The 23,680-nt window shown below is 70.6% G+C and carries 13 protein-coding genes; 4 read left to right on the top strand and 9 right to left on the bottom strand.

Annotated elements, in window-relative coordinates:
* The first annotated feature begins 107 nt into the window (after positions 1–107).
* Complete coding sequence (locus tag B5G02_RS00390) at positions 108–3,176, top strand: BTAD domain-containing putative transcriptional regulator (RefSeq protein ID WP_241146098.1); 3,069 nt, start codon at positions 108–110, stop codon at positions 3,174–3,176.
* A gap of 38 nt (positions 3,177–3,214) precedes the next feature.
* On the opposite strand, the gene yhbY is transcribed toward B5G02_RS00390, so the two are convergent.
* The gene (gene yhbY, locus B5G02_RS00385) at positions 3,215–3,514 is read right to left on the bottom strand and encodes a ribosome assembly RNA-binding protein YhbY (RefSeq protein WP_094334732.1); all 300 of its coding nucleotides are present in this window, start codon (positions 3,512–3,514) and stop codon (positions 3,215–3,217) included.
* 253 nt (positions 3,515–3,767) lie between these two features.
* Between yhbY and B5G02_RS00380 the strand changes: the two genes are divergently transcribed.
* Positions 3,768–5,036, top strand: a complete 1,269-nt coding sequence (locus B5G02_RS00380; RefSeq protein WP_094334731.1) for a hypothetical protein — start codon at positions 3,768–3,770, stop codon at positions 5,034–5,036.
* Positions 5,037–5,346: 310 nt separating this feature from the next.
* Positions 5,347–8,478, top strand: coding sequence for a vitamin B12-dependent ribonucleotide reductase (locus B5G02_RS00375; protein ID WP_094334730.1), 3,132 nt, complete (start codon positions 5,347–5,349; stop codon positions 8,476–8,478).
* Between the two features lie 55 nt (positions 8,479–8,533).
* Here B5G02_RS00375 and B5G02_RS00370 read toward each other — a convergent pair whose 3' ends face one another.
* The gene (locus tag B5G02_RS00370; protein WP_241146097.1) at positions 8,534–9,454 is read right to left on the bottom strand and encodes an AEC family transporter; all 921 of its coding nucleotides are present in this window, start codon (positions 9,452–9,454) and stop codon (positions 8,534–8,536) included.
* A gap of 203 nt (positions 9,455–9,657) precedes the next feature.
* On the opposite strand from B5G02_RS00370, the gene B5G02_RS00365 reads away from it, so the two are divergent.
* The gene (locus B5G02_RS00365) at positions 9,658–10,428 is read left to right on the top strand and encodes a hypothetical protein (protein ID WP_094334729.1); all 771 of its coding nucleotides are present in this window, start codon (positions 9,658–9,660) and stop codon (positions 10,426–10,428) included.
* A 12-nt stretch (positions 10,429–10,440) separates the two neighbouring features.
* Here the strand turns inward: B5G02_RS00365 and B5G02_RS00360 are convergent, their stop codons facing one another.
* From B5G02_RS00360 to gltB, 7 genes are all read right to left on the bottom strand, one after another.
* Positions 10,441–10,902 carry a hypothetical protein gene (locus B5G02_RS00360; RefSeq protein WP_094334728.1) on the bottom strand — a complete coding sequence of 154 codons (462 nt, stop codon included), beginning with the start codon at positions 10,900–10,902 and terminating at the stop codon, positions 10,441–10,443.
* A gap of 301 nt (positions 10,903–11,203) precedes the next feature.
* Positions 11,204–12,568 (bottom strand): PFL family protein, encoded by a 1,365-nt coding sequence (locus B5G02_RS00355; RefSeq protein ID WP_094334727.1) that lies wholly within the window; start codon positions 12,566–12,568, stop codon positions 11,204–11,206.
* 147 nt (positions 12,569–12,715) lie between these two features.
* Entirely contained in the window at positions 12,716–15,169 is a 2,454-nt protein-coding gene (locus tag B5G02_RS00350; protein WP_094334726.1) for a homocysteine S-methyltransferase family protein, read from the bottom strand.
* Positions 15,170–15,208: 39 nt separating this feature from the next.
* A complete protein-coding gene (locus tag B5G02_RS00345; RefSeq protein ID WP_094334725.1) occupies positions 15,209–16,036 on the bottom strand; it encodes a vitamin B12 dependent-methionine synthase activation domain-containing protein in 828 nt (275 codons plus the stop codon).
* A complete protein-coding gene (locus tag B5G02_RS00340; RefSeq protein WP_094334724.1) occupies positions 16,033–16,905 on the bottom strand; it encodes a methylenetetrahydrofolate reductase in 873 nt (290 codons plus the stop codon). Before B5G02_RS00340 ends, B5G02_RS00345 begins: the two co-directional genes overlap by 4 nt.
* Positions 16,906–17,046: 141 nt before the next feature.
* Positions 17,047–18,543, bottom strand: a complete 1,497-nt coding sequence (locus B5G02_RS00335; RefSeq protein ID WP_094334723.1) for a glutamate synthase subunit beta — start codon at positions 18,541–18,543, stop codon at positions 17,047–17,049.
* 2 nt (positions 18,544–18,545) lie between these two features.
* Positions 18,546–23,258: a glutamate synthase large subunit gene (gene gltB, locus B5G02_RS00330; RefSeq protein ID WP_094334722.1), complete on the bottom strand. Its 4,713-nt coding sequence runs from the start codon at positions 23,256–23,258 to the stop codon at positions 18,546–18,548.
* Positions 23,259–23,680: the final 422 nt, after the last annotated feature.

Raw genomic sequence — 23,680 nt, 5'->3', positions numbered from 1 at the left:
CTAAACCTTGCAGGGCACTGGCACCGTCTGGGTAATATCGGTGCCCGCAACGGCATACCTGCAGATCCCCTCGTATCGTTTGGCATGAGATGATTGCGAGGGACGAGATGATCACGATTTCAGCGCATGCATCGACATGGGTGGGAGCGCGTCCGGGCGGCGGGAGGCGCGTGCCCGGTGGCGACGGGGCCGCATCGCGCAGCGGCCATCAGCTGCCCACGGGGCCGAGCTTCATGGTGAGGCGCACGCGGCTCATCCAGGAGCTGGCCCAGCAGGCATCGTCGGCGGGGATCGCCGTGCTGTGCGCGCCACCGGGGTTCGGCAAGACCGCCCTGCTCATCCAATACGTGGACGAGGTCGTAAATGATCCGCAGCGCGGCGCGGCCCGGCTCGTCGATGCGGACCACGCCGTGCTCTCCGAGCTCTCCATCCAGCTCGAGGGCATCGCCGGGGAGCTCGCGCATGCCGTTCGCCCGGCGCTCGCGATCGACAACGTCCCCGCCTTCCCGGATGCCGACGCGGAGGCCTTCGCAGAGCTGCTCAGGGGGTTGCGGGCATCCGGTGTGGAGATCGTGATCGCCTGCACGCCGGCAGCGGAAGGGTTGGTGCGCAAGCTGGGCGACGCGGCGAAGTTCGGGGCCGGCCAGCTCATCGTGCGACCGCGGGAATATGCGGAGTGGTCGCGCGTCCTCTCCATCTCGGGCGCGCTCGACGTCTATGCCCTGACGCAGGGCATACCGGTGCTCGTCGCCGCACTCCAGGGCATGACGGAGCAGGCGGTGCCCTTGCCCCAGCCCATCGAGGGGTATGCGGTCGACCTCTACCACGCCATTCTCGCGGAGCTGCGGGAGACGGATGAGGAGCGCTATACGCTCGCGGTCGCCCTGCTCCTGGCGGGCAGCGGGAGGTTCCGCGACCTTGCGCGCGCGGGCGTCGACGTCACCGCGCCCGCCCTGCGCGGGCTGCTGCGCGCCTACCCGGTGTTCGGCGAGGACCGCACGGCGGGGACGTTCGCCTGCCTGGGGACGGAGGGCGGGGCGCGCCGCAAGATGCGCGAGTCCCTGGCGCAGGAGGAGACCGCAACCGCGCGCCGCGTGGCACGCGCTCTGCTCAAGGCGGGGCGCAGCGACCAGGCGGTGACGCTCGTGGACGAGTGCCTCGCGCCCAAGGATGCCGCCGCGAGCGTCGATGCCGCCCCGCTGCTGCTCGCGGTGCGCGGGCATGCGTCGTTCGTGAGCGGGGTCGTCGCGCGCCGCAAGGAGGCGAGGGCGAGCGGCCGGGCATCGCTTCCCCTCGAGCTCGCCGTCTACGCGTCCGCCCTCACGGTGGGCGACTACCGCCTGGCACGGGCGGTCTGCAGCGAGCTCAGGGGCCGTACCGGCGAGGTGTCCTCGGCCGCGGAGCGCCGTGCCTGGAAGGACGCGCGGGTGCTCGCGCGCGCGATGGGGCACGCGCGCGGGCTCGACCTGCCCGAGCTCCCCGACAAGAAGGGCCGTGGGGGCACGAGCCTCGGCGTGGACTTCGAGGCCTTCGAGCTCCATGCGCGCTGCCGCGCCGCGCTCATCGAGCAGGGCACCTGGACGGGCGAGGCGGAGCGCTTGCTGGAGCACGTGCGGGACGCGGGCGGCGTGGACGACGCCGTCGATATCCCCTTGGTGCTCCTGCGCTGCGACGTGCTGCTCGCCGAGGCGCTCATGGGGTCGCTCGGGCATATCGGGAAGGATGACGCCGAGCTCGCCCTGGCCGACCGCGACCTGCGCGAGCGCAAGCTGGCGCCCGTGGTGAGCTATGCGCGCCTCGTGCGCTCCGCCCGGAGGCTGTTCGCGGGCGCCCCGCTCATCGACGAGCGCGCCTTCACCGACGCGGGCACGGCGGCGCTTCGGGCGTCCGACCTATCGCTCCAGCTGCTCGCCACGGTCTTCGCGGGCTGGCAGGAACTCGTCCAGGGGCAGGCGGTCAACGCCCGCTTCCGCGCGCAGCAGGTGCTGAAGCTCGTCGACGACGACCAGCCCTACCTGCAGCAGCTCGCGTTCTTCCTCGAGCGCGTCTCGCATCTCCACGGCATGTCGCGGGGAGCCGTGCGGGAGGAGGCGGGCATGCTCGACCTCGCGCGCACGGACCTGACGCCCGCCGAGGCATGGGTGAGCGCGTGCTTCCTCGCCGCCGCGCGCGACGACGCGGAGCTCTCGGCCTGGTACTCCCTGCATAAGGAGACGCTGCTCGAGCCCTCGTTCAGACTGTTCGCGCGCCTCGCCCTCTCGGTGCTCGGCCCGCGCGCCGATGCCTTGCGCCGCCTGCTACCCGTCACCCTCGCGCCGTACTACATCATGGAGGGCGAGCCGAAAGACGAGGAACAGCCGCTCTTCACGCTCATCCCGCCGGAGTACCCCGAGGAGGTGGGGAAGGTGTCCATCCGCTTGCTGGGCGGCTTCTCCGTCACGAAGAACGGGCATGTGCTCGCCGACACGATATGGCGCCGGCGCAAGATCGGCGTGCTCGCGGCGCGGCTCGCCGTCGAGCGCGGGTCGTTCGTCACGCGCCGCACCATCACCGAGGAACTCTGGCCGGGCCTGGACTACACGCGGGCGCGCGAGAACCTGTACTCGACGCTCTCGACGCTGCGGCACGCCCTCGGGCAGCGCCGCGACGGCCCGCAATACCTCATGACGCAGGGCGATGGCCTCTGCCTCAACAGCGAGTACGTCGATTCGGATGTCGTGCGGTTCAACGAGCTCGCGCGCGAGATCCTGCTCGGGCACCTCAAGATGAGCGCCTCGCAGCTCATCGCCCTCTGCCTGAAGGTAGAGGGGCTTTATCTGGGCCCGCTCGTGGTCCCTGACCGCTGCAACATCCCCTATTTCAAGCATATGCGCCACACGCTGCAGGCGAAGTTCATCGATTGCATGCTGCGCGGGATCGACGTGGCGATCGAGGAGGAGGACGTGAACTCGGCGCTCTGGATGGTGGAGGCGGCGTTCCGCAGCGAGACGGGGCGCGAGGACGTCGTGCGCCGCGCCCTCCAGGTGTACGAGATGGCGGGCAGGTACGGCGACGTGGAGGACGTGTACCGCATGCACCGGGACTACCTGTTCAAGCACGCGGACCGGGGGCCCGAGCTCGAGACGGAGCGGGTGTACCGGGAGATCGAGAACAGGAGGCTGCGCTTCGGGGCGTGATGGCCGCAGGTGCGCGGGGTGCCGCGCCGGGCGCGGGGCTAGGGGAGCTTGATGTGCTCGATGTCGTCGCGCTTGCTCTCCCGGTACAGGGAGAACTTGCGGCCGATCACCTGGACGACCTCGGCGCGGCAGCGCTCGGCGAGCTCCTCGGCGGCCTCGCGCACGTCGAGGGCGGAGGTGTCGAGCACCGAGCACTTAATGAGCTCGTGGGCTTCGAGCGCCGCGTTGGCCTGCTCCACCACGCCGTCGTTCACATCGGCCTTGCCGATGATGATGCTGGGATTGAGGTGGTGCGCGAGGCTGCGCAGGTGACGGACGTGCTTACCGGTCAGTGCCATGGCGATCGCTTGCCTTTCTCGACGTGGGTTCCGGGCATCGGAAACGTGACCACGATACCGTATTCGAGCGCGGGTTCGCAAGGGAAGGGCGCCAGGCGGCGCGACGCGAACGGAAGGAGGTGCGATGGATGGGCGGGCTGCGTGAAACAAGATGGAAACAGCGCGGCGGCTGATGGCGGGATAACGTACCCGCCCCTCCTATATAATGGGCGCAACGTGTCTTTGCGCCTTGGCGCGGAGGGGAGGAACCATCATGAGCGAACAGGAACAGCAGGGCGTGCCCCCTGCGGCGCAGCCACAGGCCGATGCGCCCGCCGCCGGCGCGGTCGATGAGGTGCAGGGAGCGCCGGCCGCACCCGAGCCGCTTCCGATGCCGCCGGTGCCCGAGCAGCCGGTGCCTGCACCGGAGCCGGTACCGGATGCGCCCGCGCCGGAGCAGCCGCTGCCGATGCCGCCTGTGCCGGATGCGTCCGAGGCGCCCGCACCGGATGCGCCCGCACCCGAGCAGGCGCCCGCGCCGGAGCCGGCACAGCCCGTGCCCCCGATGCCGGGGCAGCCGCCCGTGCCGCCTGCGGCTGGGGTGCCGGATGCGTCCGCACCGGAGCAGCCGCCCGCGGTGCCCCAGCAGCCCGCGCCGACCCCCGAGCAGAACCCGTGGAACGGCCAGGCGGGCGCCGGGTACACGCAGCCCGCGAGCTGGCAGATCCCGCAGCAGCAGGCGGCTCCCCAGCAGCCCCCGGCGTACGCGCAGCCCGATGGCACCGCCCCGGGTGCGCCCACGCAGCCGGCGCCCCAGCCGCCCGCGCCCCCGGCGAAGAAGTCGAACACCGGCATCATCGTCGGCGGCATCGTGGGCGTGCTGCTCGTCGCCGTCGCGCTCATCCTCGTGCTCGTCGTCATCCCCGGCCTGAGCGATCCGAGCGCGAGCACGGGCGACGTGACCTACGACGAGCCCATGGACGACCCCGCGGACGAGCCCGCGCCGTCGTATTCGGGCGAGGAGGTGCCGGAGGACTCCGAGGAGCAGGCGACGCTCGCCGCCCAGACCGAGCTCGACAAGCTGCAGAACGCCGACCCGGAGGCGCTCGCGCTCGTGGGCGCCATCGTGAACGAAGGCTTCGAGAACCAGACGGACGAGACGCTCGAGGCCTGCGGCGTCGACCCCGAGGAGTACGCGCGCATCATGCTCGACGGCTTCTCGTACACGATCGACGACGTCTACGTGTACGAGTCGATCGGCGAGGCGACGGTGTACGCCACGGTGACGTGCCGCGACGTGTTCGACCTCATCGACAACTACAACTACATGCTCGAGGCCTACATGAACTCCGATGACTACGCGCACACCACCTACGAGGAGGATTGCCAGCGCATGGGCATGATCTTCATCGAGGCGGCCGAGGCGGCGGAGATGAACGACGGCTACCAGATGACCATCGACCTCGTGTACGAGAACGGCAGCTGGGTCGTCGACGAGGACACGTGGGAGAGCGAGCTCGACTGGCTGTTCGACGTCGAGTAGCCAGCCCGTTGACGCAGACGACATAACCCGGCACTACATCTAGTTCTTGGGGAGATACGCGAAACGGCGTGCTGCGAAGGGGCGGCGCGCCGTTTCCGTTCGGGGCTTTCCTGCAGTTTCGTTTCAGAGGAACACAACATATTGTGGTACCGTTCACGGAATAGCTCAATATGTTGTCCGTTTTCGGTGGGTGAGTTGCTACAATCGAATCCGCTGCCACATCGCGCGAGGCGCTGTAGCGGCACTCGTTTGTCCGCACGGTCTGCGATACTCACCGCAGCGTCAACCATATCCCGAAAGCGAGGAACCCATGGCTACCACGGTCGAAGAGCTCATCTGCCGCCGCTTCACCTCTGCGCTCGACGCGCCCGAGAACGCCGGGAAGACGGTGTACGACCTCTTCGAATGGTCGAAGCGCGACGTGCACCTCACGGACTACAAGACGGGCAAGACCCTGTGCGAGATGCACGATCTCGAGTTCCCCGTGCAGTACTCGCAGAACGCCGTCGACATCATCGCCTCCAAGTACTTCCGCCGCGCAGGCGTGCCCGAGACGGGGCACGAGGTCTCGATGCGCCAGGTGGCGCACCGCATGGTGGACTTCTGGGTCGCCGCACTCATCGACGAGGGCATGGTCGAGGAGGGCGAGCAGGCGCAGATCCTCTACGACGAGCTCGTCTACCTCATCCTCGACCAGCGCTTCGCGCCCAACTCCCCGCAGTGGTTCAACACCGGCCTCAAGCGCAGCTACGGCATCGCGGGCGAGCCGCAGGAGATGTACTACGTCGACCCGGAGAGCGGCGAGGTCGTGGAATCGATCGACCAGTACACGCGCACCCAGGCGAGCGCCTGCTTCATCGTGAGCGTCCAGGACAAGCTCCTGGGCGACCACTCCATCTCCGATGAGTACGTCACCGAGACCAAGCTCTTCAAGGGCGGCTCCGGCACCGGTTCGAACTTCAGCGCCCTGCGCGCCGAGGGCGAGAAGCTCTCGGGCGGCGGCGTGTCGAGCGGCGTCATGAGCTTCCTGCGCGGCCTCGACCGCAACGCGGACGCCATCAAGAGCGGCGGCACCACGCGTCGCGCCGCCAAGATGGTCTGCCTGGACATCGACCACCCGGACATCGAGAAGTTCATCACCTGGAAGTCGCGCGAGGAGGACAAGGCGCTCGCGCTCATGAAGATGGGCTACGACGGCGACATCAACGGCGAGGCGTACGCGACGGTCTCGGGGCAGAACTCGAATAACTCGCTGCGCATCGACAACGAGTTCATGGCGAAGGTCATGGCGCTGCCCGAGGACCCGGACGTCACCTACGAGCTCAAGGGCCGCGTCGACCCGAGCTTCAACCGCGAGGTCTCCGTCAAGCACATCTGGGATGTGTTCAACGAGAGCGCCTGGCGCTGCGCCGACCCGGCGCCGCAGTTCAGCGACACCTTCAACGAGTGGCACACCTGCCCCGGCGGCGAGGACGGCGTGGTGGGTGCCTCCTACAACCGCCTCAACTCCACGAACCCCTGCGGCGAGTACGCCTTCCTGGACGATTCGAGCTGCAACCTCGCGTCCATCAACGTGTTCCGCTACTACGATCCCGCGACCGACACCTTCGACGTCGAGGGCTTCGAGCACACCATCGACGTCGTGCAGCTCGCGCTCGAGGCGTCCATCGCCTGGGGGCAGTTCCCCACGAAGGACATCGCGCGCAAGACCTACCGCTTCCGTGCGACGGGTCTGGGCATCTCGAACCTCGCGAGTCTGCTCATGGCCAAGGGCATGCCGTACGACTCGCGCGAGGCGCGCGCGCTCGCGTCCGCCATCGTGGGCACGCTCACCGGCCGCAGCTACGCCGTCTCGGCCATGATGGCGCGCAAGGTGGGGCCCTTCGAGTGCTACGGCATCAACAAGCGCTACATGGAGCGCGTGATCCGCAACCACGCGCGCGTGGCGGGCGCGCGCAACGACGCCTTCGAGGACCTGACCATCGAGCCCCCGGTGGTCGACTTCGACCTGCTCGAGCAGGCGGGCGAGGGCGAGCTCGCGAGCGCGCTCATCGAGAGCTGGACGTTCGCCGAGGAGCTCGGCGAGCGCTACGGCTACCGCAACGCCCAGGTGAGCGTCATGGCGCCCACCGGCACCATCAGCTTCGCCATGGACTGCGCGGCGACCTCCATCGAGCCGTTCTTCAGCCACATGATCTACAAGAAGCTCTCGGGCGGAGGCTTCATGACCATCGCGAACCCGGTGATCGGCGACGCCCTGCGCCATCTGGGCTACACCGAGGACGAGGTGGCCGACATCCTGGCCTACGTGCAGGCCACGGACGAGAACGGCATGATCGTCGACGGCAAGATCGAGGGCGCACCGCACCTCAAGCCCGAGCATCTGGCGATCTTCGACACCGCGAACGTGTGCGGCACCGGCGAGCGCTACATCGCCCCGCGCGGCCACGTGCTCATGGTGGCGGCCCTCACGCCGCTCGTCTCCGGTGCCATCTCCAAGACCGTGAACCTCCCGCACGAGGCGACCGTCCAGGACTTCAAGGACGTCATCACGCTCGCCTGGCAGACGGGCTGCAAGGGTATCACGCTCTACCGCGACGGGTCGAAGAACGCGCAGCCGCTCAACACCTCGCTCACCGAGGACACCGGCGAGAAGGACCTGGGCGACCTATCATACGCCGCGCTGCTCGAGTACGCCCGCGGCGCGCAGCAGCAGCTCGCCTCCGACGCGCAGCCGGCGCGCCGCCGCCGCATCGTGGGCATCCGCAGCGGCCGCACCCACCTCGCGCAGATCGACGGCGTGAAGATCTACACCACGGTGAACCGCAACGAGGAGGGGAAGATCTCCGAGCTGTTCGTCACCACGGACCGCGAGGGCACGACCATCATGGGGCTCCTCAACTCGCTGTCCAAGACCATCTCCGTGATGCTGCAGTACGGCATCCCCGCCGAGAACATCTCCAAGATGCTGCGCGGCCAGATGTACGAGCCGTACGGCTTCGTGCAGAGCCACCCCAACATCAAGTACGTTACCTCCATCTCCGACCTCATCTCCAAGGTCATCGACATCGAGCTGGGCGACTACACGCGCGTGCAGGTGAAGCCCGAGGGCTGGGGGCAGATCGCCGGCGCCACGCCCGCGCCTGCGGCGGTTCCCGTGCGCATCGAGCCCGCCTTCGATGAGGAGCCCGTGGCGAGCGAGGAGGAGCTCACGCGCCTCGCGGCCGTGAAGGAGCAGGAGCTCGAGGAGGAGACCGGGTCGGTGGATACCGGTGACTTCTACACGGCCGCGTTCGTGAACGAGGCGGTGCACGACGCCGCCCTGCACGGCGAGCGCCTCTACGACGGCAGCACCTGCCCCAACTGCGGCAGCTCGCGCATGGTGCAGAACGGCACGTGCAAGGTCTGCATGGATTGCGGCACCACGACCGGGTGCAGCTGATCGGGTTGGGCGCGGCCGGCCGTTCCGGGCGCTCGGGGTCGATTTCCTCGGGCGCCTAGAGCACGCCGGAGCAGGTAATGACGCAGAGCATCGCGGCGATGCCGAGGACGATGCTGATCGTCCCCGCAAGGCCGGCGAGCCCGTGGTCGCCGCCGCACCAGAGCGTGTAGAGCGGCGCGAGCGCGGACATGGGCGCCCAGATAACCGTGGCGATGACGCAGCGCGTGAGGTAGTCGTACGGCAGCAGGAAGAACGCGGCGAGCGAGAGCGCGAGGCTCACGGCCACGCGCAGGCCGAGCACGCCGACGAGCTTGTCGAGCTTGCCCTCCCCGACATGCGTGCTCGTCATGAGGCCGAGCATGAGCAGCGAGAGGAACGCGTTGGCGTTCGCGATGGGCTCCACGAACGAGATAACGGCGTCGGGCACGCGGATGCCCAGGAGCACAAACGCGATGAGCACGATGTAGCAGTCGAAGGGGATGGACGAGAAGAGCCGCTTCGCCATCGCGCGGCCGCGGTGCCCCTCGGCGTCACCGCTCAGGAGCGCCTTCGTGAGGGCGAACGACCCGCCGGTGACCACGATGGAGTTGCCGGCGTCGATGAGGCAGACCGTCACGACGCTCGATGCGGGGAAGATCGCCTGGATGAAGGGGAGGGCGAAGCAGCCGATGTTCATGCCGCCCGCCCCGAACAGGAAGAGCGGGCGGTCGCAGGCGTCCATGCGCCGCGTGACGAAGAAGGCGATCGCGTAGGGGATGGCCGAGCAGGCGAACCCCACGAGCACGATGCCGAGCATCGCGGGCGCCACTTCGGTCGTGCCGAACGCGTGGATGATGGTCGCGGGCAGCGTGAGCTTGAACACGATGGTCGAGATGAGCTTGTCGGCGCTCTTGCCGATGAGGCTGAAGCGCGCGGCGGCGATGCCGAGCAGGATGATCGTGACGAACGAGAGCACGCTCAGAAGCGCTGACTCCATAAGGGCCTCCGGGGGTTCGTGGGTTCCGATGCAACAGGATAGCGCTTTCCCGTGCCATCCGTCTTGTGGGGGGGATGGATCGCTGTCGCCCCGGTGATTCGCGCCGATACCGTGGTCTTCGGTGCTCGGCAGGGTCGGCGCGCCGCGAGATGCTACGCTTGGGTTCGTGATCGATACGGCGCGTCGAGACGATGGGGGACGGCATGGCGCAGCATCTTCGAACCGAATCCGACCCGCGCGGGGCGGGCGCGCGCGCCGAGGGCGGCGTGCGGCCGCTCATCAATGCGGCGGAGGCCGCGCACCGTGCGGCGCGCTCCCATGCCGGCGACCTCGATCGCGCGCGGCGCGAGGCGGCCGGCGTCGGCCAGGCGGGAGCGGCGAGCACGGCGCTGCGCGCAGGCCGCGACGGGGCGGCTTCCCCGGTCGCGCGAGACGGGCGCGGGCGGCGCGCGGTCACCATCCTATCTGTCCTCATCGGCTGCGCGCTCGCCGCAGCGGTGCTCTTCGTGGGCGGCCGGGCCCTCGTCGCCGTCCTGCTCGACGACGGTGCGACCGGTGGCGGGGCGGCCGCGGGGGCATCGGCTGGGGAGGCAGCCGCTCCTGACGGCGTGGCGCGCTTCGATGCCGGCGAGGAAATCGCCGACGGCAGCAGCACGTACCTCATCATCTCCGACGGTGACGGCTACGCCTTCGCGCGCCGGCAGGGCACCGAGGACGCCGCGGTGGCAGCGCTCTTCGAGATCCCCGGCACGCCCGTGGGGTTCGCCCTGCACGACGGCGTGCTCTACATCGTTTCCAACAGCGCCGATGGCTGCCTTGTGCAGAGCTACCTCTACGGCGACGGCTCGCTGCCCGGCGATTTCTATGAGGGTTCGGGGAATGTGGTCGACCTCGCGCTCGACGGCTCCGACCTCGTGCTCACGATGGCCGACGGCCGGGACTACACGCTCGCCCTCCCCGATGCCGGGGCGTAGGTTCGGCGGGCGTTAGAGGTAGCCGAGAAGCGAGACGTATTGCTGCGCGCTCTCGGGCACGCTGAGCGTGATGGTCTGGCCGTAGGCGTCGACGGTGATGTAGGACGGGTCGGCGTACGTGGTGACGGTCGCCTCCGCGCCCTGGTAGCTCGTCGTGAAGGAACCCGTGGCGGTCGCGTCGGCAGGCAGCGCCATGGCGCTCCACGACGAGATGTCGAGCTGGTCGATGGCGGCGTTCACCTGGTCTTCCGACATGCCGGTCGCCTCGGCGATGGCGCCCGTGCTCGAGCGGAGCGCATCCTCCATGCGCCCCTTCACGCCGGAGGCATCGAGCGCGGCGTTCGTGAGCCCGACGCCGATGGCGTCCTCGAGCGGCGTGCCCTCGAGCGCGAACGTCCAGGCGAGGGAGAAGATGCCGAGCACGATCGCAAGACCGCACGTGATGCCCGCCAGGGCGCGCGTGAATGCTTTCATCCGCATCCTCCTTTACTGGGGCTCCGGGTTCGCGGCGGTGTTCTCCGTGCTCAAACAGTCCTCGCTTCGCTTCGCTCGCTGCGGAACTGCGCGCGGAGAACACCGCCGCGAACCCGGAGCCAGTCACCATAGATTACAGTTCAGGCTGCTCTCCATCGCGTCGGCCGATGCGTTCTCGGCGCTTCAAGAACAAAGGAAAAGTTTGTGGGGTGGATGGGCATGTCCTCCTCCGCGCGCAGTTCCGCAGCGCAGCGAGGACTGTCTGAGCACGGAGGAGGACATGCCCATCCACCCCCTAGAGCTAGTTCTTGAGCGAGTTGAGGGGGGCGGGGAAGCGGCCGCCGCGGTGGGCGAGCACCGTCCCCGCGAAGGGGTTCACGGGCATGATGGGGGCGCGCCCGAAGAGCCCGCCGTACTCGACCGCGTCGCCCACGCCCTTGCCGATGGCGGGGATGATGCGCACGGCGGTGGTCTTGTTGTTGATGACGCCGATGGCCATCTCATCGGCGATGATGCCCGCGATGGTCTCGACGGGGGTGTCGCCGGGGATGGCGATCATGTCGAGGCCGACGGAGCACACGCAGGTCATGGCCTCGAGCTTCTCGAGCGAGAGCGCGCCGGCCTCCACCGCCTCGATCATGCCCGCGTCCTCGGAGACGGGGATGAACGCGCCGGAGAGCCCGCCCACGCTCGAGGTGGCCATGACGCCGCCCTTCTTCACCGCGTCGTTCAGGAGGGCGAGCGCGCAGGTGGTGCCCGGGCCGCCGCACGTGCCGACGCCGATGATCTCGAGGATGCGCGCCACGGAATCGCCCACGGCGGGGGTGGGGGCGAGCGAGAGGTCGACGATGCCCTTCTCCACGCCCAGGCGCCGCGCGGCCTCGCGGCTCATGAGCTCGCCGGCGCGCGTGATCTTGAAAGCGGTCTGCTTGATCTTCTCGGCCACCTCCATCATGCTCGCGGACTCGGGGAGCTCCTCGAGCGCCGCGGCCATGACGCCGGGGCCGGAGACGCCCACGTTGATGACGGCGTCCGCCTCGCCGCTGCCGTGCACGGCGCCGGCCATGAACGGCGAGTCCTCGACCATGTTCGAGAAGACCACGAATTTCGAGGCGCCCACGGAGTCGGCGTCCGCGGTGAGCTCGGCGGCGTCGCGGATGACCTGCGCGGCCATGAGCACCGCGTCCATGTTGATGCCGGCGCGCAGGCTCGCCACGTTCAGGCTCGAGCACACGCGGCTCGTCTGGGCGAGCGCGGCGGGGATGCTGCGGATGAGGCGGGCGTCGGCGTTCCCGATGCCCTTCTGCACGAGCGCGGAGAACCCGCCCAGGTAGTCGATGCCGAGCGTCTCGGCCGCGCGGTCGAGCGCGTGGGCGAGGGGCGTCAGGTCCTCGTCCGGGCAGGCGGCGGCGATCTGCGCCACGGGCGTCACCGAGACGCGCTTGTTCACGATGGGGATGCCGTACTCGCGCTCGAGGCCCTCCGCGGTCTCCACAAGGTGCTCGGCGGTGCTGGTCACGTGGTCGTACACCTTGGTGCACATGCGCTCGAGGCTCTCGTCGGCGCAGCTCATGAGCGAGATGCCCATGGTGATGGTGCGGATGTCGAGGTGCTGCTCGAGCACCATGCCGCGGGTCTCGGCGATCTCTGCGGGCGTGATGGCCATACATGCTCCTATCTGCCGGGTTCCCATCATTCTACCGTGGCGGGCGGGGCGGCGCGCCGCCGGGGCACGTTCTCCGCATGCCCTTAACATGGCGCGCGGCACCTCGGCGCCGGGGTGCCGCCCGGTGGCCTCGCCCGCGCGCCCGGCCTACTCGCCCAGCTCCTCCTGGCAGATGCGCGCGGCGGCCGCGGCGTCCTTGGCGTAGAAGTCCGCGCCGATCTGGCGGGCGTAGTCGGGTGTGAGCACGGCGCCGCCCACGATGACGCACACGCCGGGCGCCTCGCGGTGCAGGAGCTCGATCGTCTCGGCCATGGCGGGCACGGTCGTGGTCATGAGCGCGGAGAGCCCGACGAGCGGCGTGCCGTGTTCGCGCACGGCGGCGAGCACGGTATCGGGCGCGACGTCACGGCCGAGGTCGTACACCGTGAAGCCGTAGTTCTCGAGGAGCATGCGCACGATGTTCTTGCCGATGTCGTGGATGTCGCCCTTCACCGTGGCGAGGCAGATGCCGCGCCCGCTCGTCTCCGCGTTCGCGGGCATGCGCTCGCGGATGACGTCGAAGCCGGCGCGCGCCGCCTCGGCGGTGGCCATGAGCTGCGGCAGGAAGAGCTTCCCGGCGTCGAAGCGATCGCCCGCCTCGTCGAGGGCGGGGATGAAGTGCCGGGAGATGACCTCCATGGGCTCCAGCTGCTCGAGCGCCGCGCGCGTGGCGGCGGGCATGTCGCCCTTGCGCCCCGTGAGGATGAGGTGCTCGATCGTCCCGCGCTCGGCGTCCGCCTGGTGCGCGCCCTCGGCGGGGGCGCCCGCGGCCTGCCCGCCCGACGCGGTATAGGGGTCGGGCGCGCCGGCGTAGCGGTCGATGAACGCGGCGGAGCCCTCGTCCTCGGCGTTGAGCACCCTGAAGCTCCGCACCACGTCCATGATGCGCTCGGAGGCGGGGTTGATGATGGGCGCGTCGAGCCCGGCGCCTAAGGCGGCCGCGAGGAAGGTGGCGTTCAGGAGGCCGCGCGCGGGCAGGCCGAAGCTGATGTTCGACACCCCGAGCGCGCAGTGCACGCCCAGGCGCTCGCGGCACGCCGACACGGCGCGGAGGATGCCGAGCGCCTGCCGCTGGTTCGTGGAGGCGGTCATCACGAGGCAGTCGACGAGGATGCGGTGCGGGCCGATGCCGTAGCCCGCAGCCGCGCGCACGATGCGCTCGGCGATGGCGACGCGCTCTTCGGCGGTCTCGGGAATGCCGTGCTCGTCGAGGGTGAGCGCGACGATGTCGCAGCCGTAGCGCGCGGCGATGGGCAGCACGGCGTCCATGCTCTCCTGCGTGCCGTTCACCGAGTTGATGATCGGGATGCCCGCGTAGCGCCGCGCCGCCGCCTCGACGGCCTCGGCATCGCTCGAGTCGATCTGCAGGGGCAGCACGGTGGACGCCTGGAGCTCCTCGACCACGCGGAGCATGGTCGTGCGCTCGTCGATGCCGGGCAGGCCGACGTTCACGTCGAGGATGTCGGCACCCTGCTCCTGCTGCTGGATGCCGAGGCCGATGACGTGCGCGAGGTCGCCTTCGCGCAGCGCCTGCTGGAGGCGCTTCTTGCCCGTGGGGTTGATGCGCTCGCCCACGACCGCGATGGAGCGGCCGTCGAGCACGGCGGCTTGCTGGGCGCTCGCCGCGACGAAGGGGCGGGGGCAGCGGCGCGGCTCCAGCGCGCGCCCGCGCGCTTCCATCGCGCGCGCGAGCAGGCGGATGTAGTCGGGCGTCGTGCCGCAGCAGCCGCCGACGATGGCGACGCCGTCGGCGAGCATGCCGGAGACGGCTTCGGCGTAGGCCTCGGGCGCGATGTCGTAGACGGTGCGCCCCTCCTCGGAGCGGGGGAGGCCGGCGTTCGCCTGCACGATGACGGGCACGTCCGTCACGGCGAGCATGCGCTCGGCGAAGGGGCGGATCTGCGCCGGGCCGAGCGAGCAGTTGATGCCGAGGGCCTCGACGCCGAGCGCCTCGAGCGTGCGGGCGGCGATCTCGGGCGAGGTGCCGAGGAACGTGCGGCCGTCCGGCTCGAAGGTCATGGTGGCGAAGATGGGCAGGTCGCAGCTCTCCTGCGCGGCGATCACGGCGGCGCGGATCTCGGCGAGGTCGGTCATGGTCTCGATGATGATGAGGTCCGCCCCCGCCCGCGCGGCGGCGCGCGCCTCCTCGGCGAAGAGCTCGTAGGCCTCGTCGAAGGAGAGCGTGCCGAGCGGGCGCATGAGCGCGCCCGTGGGGCCGATGTCGCCGGCGACATAGCGGGCGCCGGCCGCCCGCGCTGCAGCGACGGCCGCGGTAAAGACCTCGTCGACCGTCGCGGCGTCGCCGAGCTTGAGGCGGTTCGCGCCGAAGGTGTTCGTCGTGATCACCTCGGCGCCCGCCTCGACGTAGGCGGCGTGGATGCGCGTGATGGCCTCGGGGTCCGAGAGGGTGATGAGCTCGGGGCGCGCCCCGGCGGCGAGGCCCGCCGCCTGGAGCATGGTGCCCATGCCGCCGTCGAAGAGCAGGCGACGGCGCCCTTCGAGCACCGCGCGCAGGTCGTCGTCGGCGATGCGCAGCGCATCGAGTGTACGTGGCTTGAACATGGCTCACCTTCCAGATGTAAAAATACCCCTGGGGTAATTTTACCTATAGCAGCGGGTGCCGCGGGAGCGGAAGGCGCAGCCGCCGGCGCGGGCGCAGCCCCGGCAGCTCCGTACGGCATCCGCCGCGGGGACGGAGCCACCGCCCAGGGCGTCCGCGCGGAAGAGCCCGAAGACGGCGGTGACGCTCTTGGCGGGGATCATGAGGTTCGAGGGCGTGAGCGTGATGCCGAGCGCGCGGCGGGCGTCGAGCGCGTCGAGCAGCGAGCCCTGCGCCTCGAGCGGCAGATCGCCGTAGCCGCAGGAGAACCGCCAGTTGCCCGTGAGGCCGAAGCGCGCCGCCTCCTGCTTCGCCGCGCGGTCGAGCGCCTCCGCCGCCTCCTCCACGAGCGCCGAGCAGGCGGCGTCGAAGAGCGCGGCATCGAGCGGCTGCAGGGTGCCGAGGAGCCTCAGGCGCCGCTCGCTCTCCATGCCGAGCGTCACCGCGAGCACGACGGCCGCCTCGGCGTCCTTGAGGTGCCGGTAGATGTCGCGCCCTGTGAGCTCGACCGTGGTCCCCGTGAGGCGTATGCAGGGGTTCCCCGCGGCATCCGCACCGCTCGCGTCGACGGCGAAGGCGGCGCGCACCCCGCGCGGCGCGGACACGCGCTCGGCATCCGCTGCGGCCGCCTCGATGCGCGCGGCGAGCCCGTCCTCGATCTTCTGCCCGGTATGTCCCAGGTAGCGCAGCATCTCGGCGCGCGGGACGCGGAGCGCGGCCGCGGGCGGGCTCCAGGGGCACGGGGTACCCAGGGGGAGCGCCCCGGTGCCGTCCGTGTGTGCGGGCGCGTCCGCCTGAAGGGCGCCTGGATCCGCGGGGCGCTCGCTCACGAGAGCGCCCCCATGGCGGCGCGGGCGACCGACGGGCGGTTCATGGTGTAGACGTGCAGACCGTCGACGCCGTGGTCGCGCAGGTCGACGAGCTGGCGGCAGGCGTAGTCGATGCCCGCCTTGACGAGGCTCTCGGGGTCGTCCTCGTACTTCGCGAGGAGCTTGATGACGGGCGAGGGGAGCGACGCGCCGCACATGAAGACCATGCGGCTGATCTGCGCGCGGCTCATGAACGGCATGATGCCGCAGGTGATGGGGATCGTGATGCCGGCTTTCTCGGCCAGGTCGAGGAAGCGGTAGCAGACCTCGTTATCGAAGAAGAGCTGCGTCACGAAGAAGCTCGCCCCGGCGTCCTGCTTGAGCTTGAGGTGCCGCACGCTCGTGGCGAGGTCCTCGCACTCGATGTGGCCCTCGGGGTAGGCGGCGCCGCCCACGCAGAAGCCGGCCTCCACGAGGGTGGGGATGATCTGCGCGGCATAGGCGTAGTCGCTCGGCGCACCGAAGGCGGGGCTCTCGGGCGTGGGGCGGTCGCCGCGCAGGGCGAGCACGTTGTGCACGCCGGCGGCGCGGTACTCCTCCACGCGCGCCGCGAGCTGCTCGCGCGTGAGCGACATGCAGGTGAGGTGCGCCACGGAGCTCACGCCGAACTCGTCCTCGATCATGTGCGCGATGGCGGCCGTCTGGCCGAAGTTGCCGCCGCCGCCCGCCGAGCACGTCACGCTGATGAAGTCGGGGCTGAGCGCGCTCAGGGCTCCCGCCGCCTCGCGGGCGCGGTCGAGCGTGAGCTCGCCCTTGGGCGGGAACATCTCGAACGAGACGGGCGTGCGCCCGGCTTCCTTCGCCTGCGCGAAGATGTCATCGATGCGCATGGGGTACCTCCTTGCCGCGGGGTGGGCATAACGCGAAAGCGTACCACACGCGCGGCCCGTGTGGCGGCGGGGCCGGCACGCGGGCGCCTCGCGATGCACCCTGCCTGCGTCGCGCCATGCCGCGCCCGCCGCCGTCTGCCGTCACAGGTCGAGTGCGCGGGCGACCTCCTCTGCGCAGGCGAGGGCGTCGGCGATGGCCGAGACCACGAGCGACGAGCCCGTCTTGCCGTCCCCGCAGGCGAAGACCGGGGGCTGCGGCGCGGCCCCGTCGCCCGCCGCGCCCGCAACCTCGCAGCGGTGCGTGCCCGCCTGCGTGCGCGGAAGCGGCCTGCCGGCGCCCGGGGCGGGGAAGTCGCAGCCGAAGGCCTCGTACACGGCGCGCTCGGCCCCGGTGAACCCGCAGGCGATGAGGACGAGCTGCGCCGGGAGCGTGCGCTCGCTGCCCGCAACGCGTGTGGGCGCGCCCGCGTCCCACGAAAGGTCGGCGACGGTCACGCCGCTCACCCGCCCCTGCTCATCCGTCTCGATGCGCACGGTGTCGCAGCTCCACGAGCGGATCTCGCCGCCCATGAGCGCGATGGCCTCCTCCTGGCCGTAATCGGTCTTCTTTACCGTCGGCCACTGCGGCCAGGGGTTGTCCGCGCGCCGCGTCTCGGGCGGCTCGGGAAGCACCTCGAGCTCGCGCACGCTCCGCGCGCCCTGGCGCACCGCCGTGCCCACGCAGTCGTTGCCGGTGTCGCCGCCGCCGATGACCACGACGTCCCTGCCCTCGGCGGAGACCGCGGGAGCCTCGCCCGAGAGGTAGGCCTGCGTGGCGCCCGTGAGGTAGTCGACCGCCTGGTGCACGCCGGCCGCGTCGATGCCGGGGACGTCGAGCGTCCGCGCCTGGCGCGCACCCACGGCGAGGACGATCGCGTCCGCGTCCCGCGCGATGCGCGCGGCAACCTCGGGGTCTGCCGCATCGACACCCAGGTGGAACGTGATGCCGAGCTCCTCCATGAGCGCGACGCGGCGCGCCACGACCTCCTTCTCGAGCTTCATCTGCGGGATGCCGTACATGAGCAGGCCGCCCGCGCGGTCGGCGCGCTCCCACATGTCTACGCGGCAGCCGCGCCGCGCGAGCTCCCAGGCGCTCGCGAGCCCCGCGGGGCCCGAGCCGACCACCGCGACGCGGGGCGCGCCGTCCGTAGGCGCGGGGAAGCGCGTGGGGCCGCCGTGATCCCATTCGAAGTCGGAGATGGCCCGCTCCGTGTCGTGGATCGCGGTGGGTTCGCCCTCCACCGACCCCAGGTTGCATGCCGCCTCGCAGAGCGCCGGGCACACGCGGCTCGTGAACTCGGGCAGCGGGTTCGTGAGCGCGAGCCGCGCCGCCGCCTCGTCCCAGCGCCCCTGCCAGACGAGGTCGTTCCACTCGGGGATGAGGTTGTGGAGCGGGCAGCCGCTCGGCCGCGCGTCGCCGAAGGAGATGCCGGCCTGGCAGAAGGCCACGCCGCACATCATGCAGCGGCTCGCCTGGATGCGCTGCTCCTCCTCGTCGACCTCAACGTAGAGCGGGTTGAAATCCCGCGCGCGCTCATCGATGTCGCGCAGGCGGTGCGTGACGCGCCCGTGCGCCAGGAACGCTCCCGGCTTTCCCATCGCTATCGACCCCCTTCCCGAGGTGATGCATTGGTGTCAGTCACCTTTTTATCACCTGGATCCTGCGCGGCCTCGTAGGCGCGCTCGAGTGCCTGCTCATGCGTGAGGCCGGCGCGCTCGGCGGCCTCGATCACCTCGGTCGCGCGCTCGTACGCCTCGGGAACGACCTTCACGAAATCGCGCGCGCAGCTATCGAACTGGTAGAGCATGCGGATGCCGCGCGGGCTCTGCGTGGCGCGCACGTGCTCCTCGATGAGCTCCCGGATGCGCGCGAGCTCCGCTGCGCTCGGGCGCTTGAGCTCGACGGTGTCGGGGTTCACGCGGCGCGCGAGCGTGCCGAGCTCGTCGTAGACGTAGGCGATGCCGCCCGTCATGCCGGCGGCGAAGTTCGCGCCCACCTCGCCCAGGACGACGACCGTGCCGCCCGTCATGTACTCGCAGCCGCAGCTGCCCACGCCCTCGACGACCACGGTGGCGCCCGAGTTGCGCACGCAGAAGCGCTGGCCGGCGAGGCCGTTCACATAGCCGCGCCCGCTCGTCGCGCCGAAGAACGCGACGTTGCCCACGATGATGTTCTCGTCGAACTTGAAGTTCGCGCCCTCCGGCGGGCGCACGGAGAGCGTGCCGCCGGAAAGCCCCTTGCCGAAGTAGTCGTTCGCGTCGCCGGCGACGGCGAGCGAGATGCCGCGCGGCAGGAAGGCGCCGAAGCTCTGCCCCGCCGAGCCCGCGCAGTCGATGCTGATCGACCCCTCGGGCAGGCCGTTGGGGTGCGCGGCGGTCACGGCGTGGCCGAGCATCGTGCCCACGCAGCGGTCCACGTTGTCGATGTCGACCTCGAGGTGGCAGGGCGTGAGCGTGCGGCGCGCCTCCTCGGTGCGGGGGATGAGGAGCGTGGCGTCGAGCACGCGCCCAAGCCCCAGGTCCGGCGCCATCTCGGGCAGGAAGTGGCGCTCGCTCGCCCCGGGGATGTGCGCCCCGAACTCGCAGGCGCCCGGCTCGAGCACGGCGGAGAGGTCGAGGCTCTCGGCTTTCCGGTTCCCGGGCGCGCCCACCTGGCGCAGGCACTCCGGGTGGCCGGCCATCTCCTCGATGGTGCGGAAGCCGAGGCGCGCCATGACCTGCCGCAGCTGCTCGGCCACGAAGAGCATGAAGCGCTCCACGTGCTCCGGCTTGCCGGCGAAGTGGCTCCGGAGCCGGCAGTTCTGCGTGGCGATGCCCGCCGGGCAGGTGTCCTGGTGGCAATCGCGCTGCATGAGGCAGCCCATCGCGATGAGCGGCATGGTGGCGAAGCCGAACTCCTCGGCGCCCAGCAGGCACGCCACGGCGACGTCGGTGCCGTCCATGAGCTTGCCGTCCGCCTCGAGCACGATGCGCGAGCGCAGGCCGTTCTGCAGGAGGGTCTGCTGGGTCTCGGCCAGGCCGAGCTCGAGCGGCAGGCCCGCGTGCCAGATGGAGTCGCGCGGCGCCGCGCCCGAGCCGCCGTTGTGGCCGGAGATGAGGATCTTGTCGGCGCCGCCCTTCGCCACGCCGGTGGCGATGGTGCCCACGCCCGCCTCGGAGACGAGCTTCACGCTCACGCGCGCGCCGGGGTTGGCGCACTTGAGGTCGTAGATGAGCTCGGCCAAGTCCTCGATGGAGTAGATGTCGTGGTGGGGCGGCGGTGAGATGAGGCCGATGCCCGGCGTGGAGCGCCGCACCTCGGCGACCCACGGGTAGACCTTCTTGCCGGGCAGGTGCCCGCCCTCGCCGGGCTTGGCGCCCTGCGCCATCTTGATCTGGATCTCGGTCGCCGAGGCGAGGTAACGGCTCGTCACGCCGAAGCGCCCGCTCGCCACCTGCTTGATGGCGGAGTTCGCCGAGTCGCCGTTCGGGAGCGGCGTCTCGCGCCGCGGATCCTCGCCGCCCTCGCCGGAGTTCGAGCGGCCATGGAGGCGGTTCATGGCGATGGCCATGCACTCGTGCGCCTCGGCGCTGATGGAGCCGAAGCTCATGGCGCCGGTGTTGAAGTGCATGACGATGCTCGCCGCCGGCTCGACCTCCTCGAGCGGCACGGGCGCGCGCCCGGCGGCGTCGAAGTCGAGCAGGTCGCGCAGGCGCACGGCGCGCCCCGGCTGCCGCAGGTGGGCGCTGTAGCGCTCGAAGAGCTCGTAGTCGTCCGTGCGCACGGCCTGCTGCAAGAGGTAGATGGTCGTGGGGTCGATGAGGTGCTCCTCGCCGCCCTGGGGGCGCCACTTCGTGAGGCCGAGCGAGGGGAGCTCGGCGGGCGCGCGCCCGGCGGCGGCGCGGAGGGCGTCGTCGTAGCGCTCGTCCAGCTCGCGCTCGATGCCCTCGGTGTCGAGGCCGCCCACGCGCGAGACCGTGCCGCGGAAGTAGCGGTCGATGACCTCATCGGAGAGGCCGACCGCCTCGAAGATCTGTGCGGAGTGGTAGCCCTGCGCGGTGGAGATGCCCATCTTCGACATGATCGACACCATGCCCGCCACGAGCGCGCGGTCGTAGTTGGCGATGCCCTCCGCGGCCGTGAGCGCGCGCCCGGCGCGGTCGCGCAGCGCCCCGCGCTCGGCGAGCGCGCGGATCTGCTCGTGCGCCATGAAGGGGACGACGCCGCTCGCCGAGTAGCCCACGAGCGCCGCCACGTCGTGCGCGGACACGGCGTCGCCGCTCTCGACCACGAGGTCGGCGAAGGTGCGCAGGCCGCGGGCGATGAGGTGGTGGTGCACCGCGCTCGTGGCCAGGAGCGACGGGATGGGCACCTCGCCCGCCTCGGCGCGGTTGGAGAGCACGACGATGTTCACGCCCCCGCGCACGGCCGCGGCGACCTCTTGGGAGAGGGCCTCGAGCGCCCGCTCGAGCGCGCCTGCGCCGGCGTCGCGCCGATAGACCGCGCGGAAGCGCCGCGTGGCGAAGCCGGTGCGGTCGATATGCTCGATGGCGGCGAGCTCCGCGGCGGTGAGCACCGGGGCGTCGAGCCGGATGAGCCGGCAGGCGCTCCGCGAGTCCTCGAGGAGGTTGCCGTGGTTGCCCAGGTAGAGCACCGTCGAGGTGACCATGCGCTCGCGCAAAGCGTCGATGGGCGGGTTCGTGACCTGGGCGAAGAGCTGGAAGAAGTAGTCGAAGAACGAGCGGGGCTTGCGCGAGAGGCACGCGAGCGGCGCGTCGATGCCCATCGAGGCGAGCGGCACGGAGCCGGTGGACGCCATGGGGGCGATGACCTCCTGCACGTCGTCCCAGTGGAAGCCGAGCGCCTCGGCCTGCCGCGTGAGCTCCTCGGGCGCGGGGAGCGCCTGGGCGCCCGGGTCGGCCGCGCCGCGCGAGCGCTCGTCGTCCAGGAGGTCGGCGAGGCGGATGGTCTCGCTCTCGATCCACTCGCGGAAGGGCTTGAGCTTGGCGAACTCCCGGCGCAGCTCCTCGTTCGAGCGGATGCGGCCGTGCTCGAGGTCGACCTCGATCATCTCGCCCGGGCCCAGGCAGCCCGCCGTGAGCACGTTCGCGGGGTCGATGTCGATGGTGCCCACCTCGCTCGAGAGCAGGAAGCGGTCGTCGCGCGTCACGTAGTAGCGCGCCGGGCGCAGGCCGTTGCGGTCGAGCGCGGCGCCGAGCGTGCGGCCGTCGGTGAAGGCGATCGCCGCAGGGCCGTCCCAGGGCTCCATGAGCATGGACTGGTAGGCGTCGTAGGCGCGCCGCTCGGGCGCAAGCGCGTCGTTCTTGTCCCAGGGCTCGGGGATGAGCATCGAGACGGCGCGCGTGAGCGGCCGGCCGTTCATGACGAGGAACTCCAGGACGTTGTCGAGGATGGCGGAGTCCGAGCCCTCGCGGTCGATGACGGGCAGCGCCCGCTCAAGGTCGCCCTGGAGCACGGGCGAGTAGAGGTTGGGCTCGCGCGCGCGGATCCAGTTGACGTTGCCCTTCAGGGTGTTGATTTCGCCGTTGTGGATGATGAGGCGGTTGGGGTGCGCCCGCTCCCAGCTGGGCGTGGTATTGGTGGAGTAGCGCGAGTGCACGAGCGCCACGGCGGTCTTGACCGCCGCGTCGTTGAGGTCCGCGTAGAAGCGGCGCATCTGCGTGGCCACGAGCATGCCCTTGTAGACGATCGTCCGCGCGCTCATGCTGCACACGTAGAAGATCTTGCCCGAGAGCTCGGGCGCGCGGGCGGCGCGCTTCTCGATGGTGCGGCGGCAGAGGTAGAGCCGGCGCTCGAAGGCGTCGCCGGCGGGGACGTCGTCCGGGCGGTGCAGGAAGGCCTGCAGGATCGTGGGCATGCAGGCGCGCGCCGTCGAGCCCAGGTCGTGCGGGTCCACAGGCACCTCGCGCCAGAAGAGCACGGGGATGCCCTCCTCGGCGCAGCCCTCCTCGAAGACGCGCCGCGCGTCGCGCACGCCCACGGCGTCCTGCGGGAAGAAGAGCATCGCCACGGCGTAGTCGCCCTCATCCGGCAGGATGTGCCCGCAGCGCTGCGCCTCCTTGCGGAAGAAATGGTGCGGCACCTGGAAGAGGATGCCCGCGCCGTCGCCCGTGGTGCGCTCGAGCCCCGTTCCGCCGCGGTGCTCGAGGTTTACGAGCACCGAGAGCGCGTCGTCGAGGATCTGGTGGCTGCGCGTGCCGTCGATGTTGGCGAGCGCGCCGATGCCGCAGGCGTCGTGCTCGAACTCCGGTCTATAGAGGGTGCGCCCCGTGCGGGGGCGGGGCTGGTGTGCGTCATGTTCAGGATGCTGCATGTACGGGCTCCTATCACGCGCGTTTCTTACCTATATCGGGGCGGGTTCCGGGGCGCCGCGCCGTTCGCGCCGAGGCGCCGCGCCGTCCGTTCCCGTCATCGCGGCGACGCATGCCGCGCCCGCCGCCGGGTGAGCGGAAGGCGCCGACATCGTAGGCGTTCTCCTTTTCCCGCGGTTTGCCAACGTGTTTCGGTTGCATTACATCTCGGTCGCCGCCTCGTCGCGCTTCGCCGCGGCACCGGCCGCCCCCGCGCTTCCCGCGCGCCCTACCAGCGAATTTGCGGCGCGCCGTGCAGTTTTTTCGCAAAGGGGAGCGCTCGCGTGCCCGTCCGCGGCCGAGGTGCGGTACCCTCGAAGATGTTTTCCAGCAGTAACCCGTGCGTAACGGCCTCGCAATACGCCGCGGCTAAGCTGCTTGGTGT

The organism is [Collinsella] massiliensis (genome assembly GCF_002161605.1).
In the GTDB taxonomy this organism is placed as follows: domain Bacteria; phylum Actinomycetota; class Coriobacteriia; order Coriobacteriales; family Coriobacteriaceae; genus Enorma.
This window is presented reverse-complemented; position numbering and strand designations above follow the sequence as displayed.

Bases quoted from the DNA above. Each gene is read 5' to 3' on its own strand.
- B5G02_RS00335 (WP_094334723.1), bottom strand. From the start codon at position 18,543: ATGGGAAAGCCGGGAGCGTTCCTGGCGCACGGGCGCGTCACGCACCGC.
- B5G02_RS00370 (WP_241146097.1), bottom strand. From the start codon at position 9,454: ATGGAGTCAGCGCTTCTGAGCGTGCTCTCGTTCGTCACGATCATCCTG.
- B5G02_RS00360 (WP_094334728.1), bottom strand. From the start codon at position 10,902: ATGAAAGCATTCACGCGCGCCCTGGCGGGCATCACGTGCGGTCTTGCG.
- B5G02_RS00375 (WP_094334730.1), top strand. From the start codon at position 5,347: ATGGCTACCACGGTCGAAGAGCTCATCTGCCGCCGCTTCACCTCTGCG.
- gltB (WP_094334722.1), bottom strand. From the start codon at position 23,258: ATGCAGCATCCTGAACATGACGCACACCAGCCCCGCCCCCGCACGGGG.
- B5G02_RS00355 (WP_094334727.1), bottom strand. From the start codon at position 12,568: ATGGCCATCACGCCCGCAGAGATCGCCGAGACCCGCGGCATGGTGCTC.
- B5G02_RS00390 (WP_241146098.1), top strand. From the start codon at position 108: ATGATCACGATTTCAGCGCATGCATCGACATGGGTGGGAGCGCGTCCG.
- B5G02_RS00365 (WP_094334729.1), top strand. From the start codon at position 9,658: ATGGCGCAGCATCTTCGAACCGAATCCGACCCGCGCGGGGCGGGCGCG.
- yhbY (WP_094334732.1), bottom strand. From the start codon at position 3,514: ATGGCACTGACCGGTAAGCACGTCCGTCACCTGCGCAGCCTCGCGCAC.
- B5G02_RS00350 (WP_094334726.1), bottom strand. From the start codon at position 15,169: ATGTTCAAGCCACGTACACTCGATGCGCTGCGCATCGCCGACGACGAC.
- B5G02_RS00340 (WP_094334724.1), bottom strand. From the start codon at position 16,905: ATGCGCATCGATGACATCTTCGCGCAGGCGAAGGAAGCCGGGCGCACG.
- B5G02_RS00380 (WP_094334731.1), top strand. From the start codon at position 3,768: ATGAGCGAACAGGAACAGCAGGGCGTGCCCCCTGCGGCGCAGCCACAG.